This window comes from Verrucomicrobiota bacterium (assembly GCA_016871535.1).
Lineage (GTDB): Bacteria > Verrucomicrobiota > Verrucomicrobiia > Limisphaerales > SIBE01 > VHCZ01.
Window position 1 is genome coordinate 1 of the sequence record VHCZ01000330.1, and the last position, 6,153, is coordinate 6,153.

At 60.4% G+C, this 6,153-nt stretch carries 4 protein-coding genes; 2 read left to right on the forward strand and 2 right to left on the reverse strand.

Annotation, left to right across the window (positions count from 1 at the left end; all coding sequences use genetic code 11):
- Window positions 1-96 precede the first annotated feature (96 nt).
- A complete protein-coding gene (locus FJ398_25235; protein MBM3841197.1) occupies window positions 97-777 on the forward strand; it encodes a class I SAM-dependent methyltransferase in 681 nt (226 codons plus the stop codon).
- Window positions 778-816: 39 nt separating this feature from the next.
- Window positions 817-1,965 (forward strand): pyridoxal phosphate-dependent aminotransferase, encoded by a 1,149-nt coding sequence (locus tag FJ398_25240; protein ID MBM3841198.1) that lies wholly within the window; start codon window positions 817-819, stop codon window positions 1,963-1,965.
- Between the two features lie 376 nt (window positions 1,966-2,341).
- Here the strand turns inward: FJ398_25240 and FJ398_25245 are convergent, their stop codons facing one another.
- Window positions 2,342-4,537 (reverse strand): tetratricopeptide repeat protein, encoded by a 2,196-nt coding sequence (locus tag FJ398_25245; protein MBM3841199.1) that lies wholly within the window; start codon window positions 4,535-4,537, stop codon window positions 2,342-2,344.
- A 273-nt stretch (window positions 4,538-4,810) separates the two neighbouring features.
- Window positions 4,811-5,722, reverse strand: a complete 912-nt coding sequence (locus FJ398_25250) for a type II secretion system protein (protein ID MBM3841200.1) — start codon at window positions 5,720-5,722, stop codon at window positions 4,811-4,813.
- Window positions 5,723-6,153 lie beyond the last annotated feature (431 nt).

Sequence of the window (6,153 nt, forward strand, 5' to 3'; positions counted from 1 at the left end):
CGGCTCGCCGGGACGGGACTCGCCCTACCGAGTTCAGGGGCCGAGTGCAGGTCCTTTTGGAGCAGGGAACTTCCCATGAAGCAATCCTTTTGAACAATGCTCGACGGGACCACTAAGTCATCGCTTGCCCGGCGGCGTTTGTCTGGCCGGCTCAGAATGACGGCACTCGTCGGGGTCTTGTTCGGAGCAGCGCTGGCTTACGTGTGCCATTTCCCGCTGCCGGATTTCTTCGCCGAAGCGGAGCCCACCTACCTCGAACGACTGTTTTTCAAGCTGACGAAGACGTCGCCGGCGCGGGGCCCAGATGTCATTTTCGTCCCCACGCCGCAGGCCGCCGTGAACCGGATGCTTGAACTCGCGGAACTCAAGCCGGGCGACGTGCTCTACGACCTCGGCTGCGGCGACGGGCGTTTCGTCGTCACCGCAGCCAAGAAATACGGGGTGCGGGCCGCGGGCGTGGACATCGATCCCATGCGGATCGCGCAGTCTCAGCGCAACGTCAAAACGAACGGCGTCGCCCACCTGGTGACGATCCTCAAAGCGGACATTTTTCAACTGGATTTCAGCGACGCGACCGTGGTGACGCTGTATCTGCTCCCGGAGTTGAACGTTCGGCTCATGCCCAGGCTGGCGCAACTTAAGCCGGGCACGCGCATTCTTTCGTTCGATTTTGATATGCGGGGCGCGAAGCCGAGAGCCGTGGAGGAGATTCGCCCGGCGGAAACTCAGAGAACGCACCGAATTTACCAATGGACGGTTCCCTGGGAACCGGAGTGAGGCGATATGTTTCTTGAACCGCGGCCTGATCCCAGGCGCATGCAAGCCGTGCAGTCGCCGATCATCCCGGTCGTCGGCGAGCTGATCAAGAATCACCCGCGAACGATTTCCCTGGGCCAGGGCGTCGTTCACTACGGCCCGCCGAAGGAAGCCTTCGATCAGCTCAGCCAATTTCTCGCCGAGCCGGAGAATCACAAATACAAACTGGTCCAGGGCATCCCGCCCTTGCTCGAAATCCTGAAGGCGAAGCTTGAATCGGAAAACAGAATCCAACTTGGCGAAGCGAACGCTTTGATCGTCACTGCGGGCGGCAACATGGCATTTATGAACGCCGTGCTGGCCATCACCGATCCGGGCGATGAGGTGATTCTTCAGACGCCCTATTACTTCAATCACGAAATGGCGGTGGTGATGGCCGGTTGCCGGCCGGTGCTCGTGTCCACGGACGAGAATTATCAACTGCGGCCGGAGGCGATTCGCCAGGCCATCACGTCTCGGACCCGCGCCGTGGTTACGATCTCCCCCAATAACCCGACGGGCGCGGTGTATCCCGAACAGGCCCTCCGTGAAGTCAATGCCCTGTGCCGCGACCGCGGCGTGTTTCATATCCACGATGAAGCCTACGAATATTTCACGTACGACGACGCGCGGCATTTCTCGCCCGCTTCAATCCCGGACAGCGCTCCGCACACGATTTCGTTGTTCTCGCTCTCGAAGGCTTTTGGATTCGCAAGCTGGCGCATTGGTTACATGGTGATCCCGGAGCGCTTGCTGGTCTCGGTGAAGAAGATTCAAGACACGATTCTGATTTGCGCGCCGGTGATCTCTCAATTCGCGGCCGTGGGCGCGCTCAAGGCCGGACGGGCGTACTGCCAATCGCAAATGGCTTCCATCATCGAGGTGCGCAAGTTGTTCCTCAAAGAATTGGAAAGCCTCAAGACGTTCTGCACGATTCCGGCCGCATCCGGTGCATTCTATTTTCTGCTGCGATTGCGCATCGACTGGAAACCCATGGACCTGGTGGAACGGCTGATTCGTGATTTTCGCGTGGCAGTGATCCCTGGCACCACTTTCGGTCTCGAAACCGGCTGCTGCCTTCGCGTGGCGTACGGCGCGTTGCGTGAAGAAACGGCTCGAGAGGGGATTGGACGCCTGGTGCGAGGTCTGAAGACGCTTATCAAAGCTTAGAGCCTTTCTGAAAAATGGGTGGAGCGGGCTACCAGCCCGTGTTTGGCGGCAACTTGCCGACAAAAGGCCCGGCGGCTGAAGACAGTTTTCAGACACGCTCTCAGAGCGTGTCCGAAAATTCCGCGGGGTCCTGTTTTCGCGCCAAAGGCCGGATGGCGAGGCGCAACGAAGGAGAATATCCTCCCTGGATCTTCGACTGAGGAGCAACGAAGCCAGGCGGCCTTTGGCGCGAAAACCCTCCGGGCGGCGGGTCTTTTGTCCGTGGCCTGCGTTGGCTCGGTCCTTACAGCCCGCGTTGGGGATGCTCGGACCTCGCCGCCTTGGCCACAGCCAAAATCCCTCGCCGCAGGACCCCGCGCAATTTTCGGACACGCTCTTAGTCTTTGTACGCTTCCAGCCGCTTCCGGATCTGATCGGCCAACTCCAGGTTCTGCTCCGCCACAGCCGCCTGGATGGCGAGCTCGGAAGTTGCGACGGCCGGTTCGAATTGTCCTGCCGCCGCATAAGCGATCGCCAGCGTTTCCAGCATCGCCGGGTCGCGGCGTTGGGTGAGGTCCACGGCGCGCGTTGCGACGCGGATGGCTTCGGCGGGATTGCGCGCGCCGGCATTCGGATGCCGGGCCAGCGCCTGCGCGAGCGAGTTCAGGACTTCAGGCTGGTTCGGATCCAACCGATCGGCTTCGCGGAACTGCGTCAAAGCATCATCAAAGCGGCCCGTTTCAGCCAGCGCATCGCCCAGCAAGAGACGCGTCCGGCTTGAGCCCGGTTCAATGCGGAGCGCTTCCTGGAAATGGGCGAGCGCCGGCGCCATCCGGCCCAGTTGTTGGTGCAGCAAGCCGAGCGCGCGATGCTGAGCCGCGTTGTTCGGATCCGCGCCAAGCTGCTTTTCCCCCGCTTCGATCTCTTCCTGGATGGCGCGGAAAGCGGATTCTCTCCGAAGCGGCTCAAGGTCCGCGGCGCGGCTCGGGACGACCTGCAACATCAGCTCCGCCATTTCGTCCGTGGAATTCTGGCCATACACCACCCGCTTCGGCGGATGAAACGGATTGCGCGGGTTGTCGGAGGAATTGTCGTAGGTGTAGCGGAACGAGAGGCGCGTTCCCTTGGGAAGGAATTGCGCATCGGCAAAGCGATATTCGTCCTGCCAGTTGAAGTCCCAGTTCTTGATGTGCAGCAAGACGCGCGGTGGAGCGCCCGGACGCGTGGCCGTCACTTTCATTTCTTTGCCTAGGTAATGGGCATGCGGGTAAATCCGCAAGGCCTGGACATCGACCGGCAACACACAGCTCTTTTCGATGGGAAACTCGCGGGCGCCTGCCGGGACTTCGATCCATTTCGAGCGCAGGACCAACGCGTGGGATGCCAGCCGGGGTGGCTGGTCCGCGAAGTAGAGGCCCACGGAAGCCCGAAGTTGCTCGGTCTTTCCGCTGGGACGCATGTGAAGTTGGAGAACGAGATCGGCGCCGGGGGCCAAACGCCACGCCAGCCCTGCGCTTCCTTTCGACGTGACTTTGCCCGGCGTCCAACCGATGAAATGTCCTTCCGGAAGCTGCGCCTTGCCCGCGGACATGCCCGCGCTGAAACCGGGTTCGGGATCCTGCTCGTCCAGCCGGCGCGAAGCGCGCGTCCGGTCAATTTGGAGAATCGCGTGATGCACGACCGTCGGGTTGCCCGGACGAATCTCCGCGGCCTGAACGTAGCGCGGCTGGTCCAGCGCCACGGGGATGACAAAGCAACGGTAAATGTCCTTCCCGTCAGCGGGCAGCGCGTAGGGCTCCGTCATGGTCAACACCAGGTCCGGCTCGCCGAGTTGCCAGCCATCGGTCCATTTCGGCGGCGAAGGAAGGTCCGCAGGATCGCCTTCTGCCGCGCCTCTAGCCACCCATCTCTGAATGGCCTCAATCTGATTCGTGGTCAACCTGCGCTCGTCTGCAAACGGAACAAGGGCAGATTCGGGCAGCCAGGGAGGCATCCATCGCCGAGCCGTGACTTCGCCGATCTGTTTCGCCCGCTTCTTCGCGTCGGCGTAGGTGAGCAGGCTGAATGGGGCGGACTGGCCTGGCCGATGGCACGGCGCGCAATGTTCGAAAAGGATCGGCGCGACATCGCGCGTGAAAGTCAACGGGCGCGGCGTGCTCGGAAGTATGGCTGAAGGACTGAACTCCGGTTTGTGTGACCGGAGCCTGGCCACCAAGAAGACGCAACTGGCTCCCAAGAGCACACCGATCAGAACTTTCAACCATCCTCTCTGGCTCATCTGGTGTGGTTCATGCAAAGTTTCCATGGCCACGATGCCATGCACACGCCCCATGAGCCCACCCCTTTCTCTCCCAGGAGGGGAGCTGCTTTTCGCGCCTTGGTTGCAAGTTCCCCTCCTGGGAGGGGGGAAGGGGTGCGTGGGTTCATGGGAAGCTTCCTTGGCCAAGAAGCCATGCCCATGGCCCATGAACCGAAAACTGCGCGGACCGCAGCCTTCAGGCTGCTTCCGTGCACTCTCCGGAGTCGAGCGTTGAAGCGGCCTGAAGGCCGCGGTCCGAAGAGGCGGTTCATGGGAAGCTTCCTTGGCCCCCACGAATTCGGGGCGACCACGAATTGTTCCTCTGCAATTTGTGGCAGCCGTGAATCTGCTGCGGATTCATGGGAAGATCCGTAGGTCTCGGAACCATGCTTACGGCCGTGAAACTCGGTAGGGCGAGTCCGTCCCGGCGAGCCGCTCGACGAGTCTGGAACACGTCCAGTTCCCGCTCGCTGAGGACAGGCTCGCCCTACCGGCGTATTCATGGTCAAAAAAAGAAAGCCACCCAGCGCGAGTTGGGTGGCTTCGTCACCAAACCAAAAACTATTACTATTGCCGCGTGCTGCGCTCCTGCATCCAGAGCACGTCTTTGTTGTTGGGGGAAGCGACATCCAGCGGGATGTCATTCTTGGAGAGCTTGGGTTTGGTCCGCGGATCTTTCCAAACCTTGATCTCGGAATGTCCATCCGCAAACGACATTCCGCCCGCGCTATTGTGGTAACTGGCCGGGTAATCGACGATTTTCCAGCGGTTCGGCTGATTTGCGTAACCCGCCATATCGACGACGAAATAGCCGTCGTTGATGCTGTCCTCGCGTTCATCCAGGAAAACGAACGTGCCGCTGGGACCCGGATCGTTCATGTCGGTGGATTTCAGATAAGTTTGCCAGCCCGTGGAATTTTGCGGACGCCAGTTGCCGGAGTTGTTCCAGCCAGGACCTCCGACCCAATTGTTCATCGACATGCTGCGAATGCGGGGGACCGTCGCCCCCTTGTTAGGCCCGGACGAGGGGATGGCCGTGGATTTGTCGGCCGGGCACTTCCAGATGCCGACGGAACCGCCACAGTACGGCCAAAGCAGGCTCTTGTACGTGTAGAGGTCGTGGTTCCAGTTGTTGGGGTCGCTTTTGTTGTTGAGAGTGAGCCAGCTCGCGCCGGTCCAGTTGGGGACCAGCCCGCCGCCGGGCGGATTCCAGTTGGAAGCGCCGATGAGGCGCTCGTTGTTGTCTTCGGCGTACAATCGCCAGGCGAACGCCAGTTGCTTGTGATTGCTCATGCAGGAAATGCCCTGGGCTTTGGCTTTCGCTTTGCCCAGCGCCGGCAAGAGCATGCCCGCGAGAATGGCGATGATCGCAATGACCACCAGCAGTTCAATCAGCGTAAACGCGCGCCGATACATCGGATTCTTGAGGAACGTTCGAATAGAGGACGTTGTTTTTGACATAATAGCCACCAGGTTGATGGGTTGGGTTCTGGTAAGGAGACTTTTAAGGCACGGAACGGCTGATGACAAGTGTGCGTTTGGCGGCACATTCGTCTTTGGGTGCACTTTACTGATCAGACCGTGGGATTTCTATCCCACGGTCTGATCAGTAAAGTGTCGGTCAGCGACTCCGATTGACTTCCCTCTCTCCCCGCGAGGAACCCCGCGCAATTTTCGGACACGCTCTCAGTCGCAGAGCCCTGGCTATGCTCCTTCGTCGTGCCTCGCCAGAAAGCGAAATCGCCTCCAGCAAAACCGGAATTTATTTTTGCACAGACCCTTAAGAGCGTGTCCGAAAATTGCGCGGGGTCCTGCGGCGAGGGATTTTGGCTGTGGCCAAGGCGGCGAGGTCCGAGCATCCCCAACGCGGGCTGTAAGGACCGAGCCAACGCAGGCCACGGACAAAAGAC

Coding starts and splice junctions, on each gene's coding strand:
- FJ398_25235 (MBM3841197.1), top strand. CDS start 97: ATGCTCGACGGGACCACTAAGTCATCGCTTGCCCGGCGGCGTTTGTCT.
- FJ398_25240 (MBM3841198.1), top strand. CDS start 817: ATGCAAGCCGTGCAGTCGCCGATCATCCCGGTCGTCGGCGAGCTGATC.